Here is a 993-nt window from a genome sequence, read left to right on the forward strand (position 1 = left end):
CTCCCGAGGCCACTGTCGAGGCCGCCTTGACGCCGGTGCCGATTGCCGCGGACAGCGCCGAACCGAGCACGAACACGACCAGAAGCGTCGCCAGCGCCCAGGCCATGAATCCGTGCGCGGTATCCCGGAAGAACGTCTCGTCCGTATGAATGCCGACCCATTTGGCGCGAAGGCGCCCGGTCAGGTAACCCCCGAGCCCGGATGACAACCATTGCACGATGACCAGCCAGATCGCAGTGGACACAGCGAAGGTGGTGACGCTGGCGCTTTCGTTGGACCATGGAGACACCATCGTGAGCCCGAGGCCGGACCCGAGAAGCATCAGGATGAACGTCAGCGTCGAGGCAGCGAAGGCGCCGGCGATGATCGGTCCCCAGTTGACTGCGGATGACGAGGACTCGACCGGCGCGGCGACGTCGGTCGCCAGGATGGTTGATGCCATGGATTCCTCCTACCGCATGAACAGCGCGAGAAGGATGATGATCGGAATAGGAACTCCGAGCAGCCAGAGTAGAATGCCACGACCCATGATTGCCTCCTATCGAAAGACGGATTGTTGGAAGTAAAACAGCCACCCAACACAGTTGGGGTGGCTGGTGTGTGATCAGGCGGCCTTGGCCATTTCGTTGGCCGAGGCGTCCGCCAATCCGGTGAGCGCCTCGTCTGTCATAGACTCTTCGCCGAGCGTCTGTTCGATCAGCTTGGCGGCGTCGCTCATGCCCAAAACCTCGGCCCAGCGCTTCAGCGTGCCATAGCGGGTGATCTCGTAGTGCTCGACAGCCTGGGCAGCGGAGATCAGACCGGCGTCCAGTGCGGGAGTTCCCTTGAACTCCTCCATAATCTCCTCGCCCTCCTCGATGATGCCGTCGATCGCGGGACACGTCTTGCCCTGTGCCCGCTTGCCAAGGAGCTCGAAAACCTGCTGCAGGCGCTCGACATGACCGTCGGTTTCGTCCTTGTGCTTCTCGAAGGCTGCCTTCAGATCGGCCGATG

Annotated in this window: 1 protein-coding gene and 1 pseudogene; both read right to left on the reverse strand. The window is 62.0% G+C overall.

Annotated features, from left to right (window positions below; translation table 11 throughout):
- Window positions 1-442, reverse strand: a pseudogene (locus AC0L3I_RS36890) (hypothetical protein); the annotation flags it as partial.
- A 162-nt stretch (window positions 443-604) separates the two neighbouring features.
- On the reverse strand, window positions 605-993 hold a 389-nt coding region (locus AC0L3I_RS36895; protein ID WP_473530229.1), incomplete at its 5' end, for a YciE/YciF ferroxidase family protein.

Source organism: Mesorhizobium sp. WSM4840 (assembly GCF_055811755.1).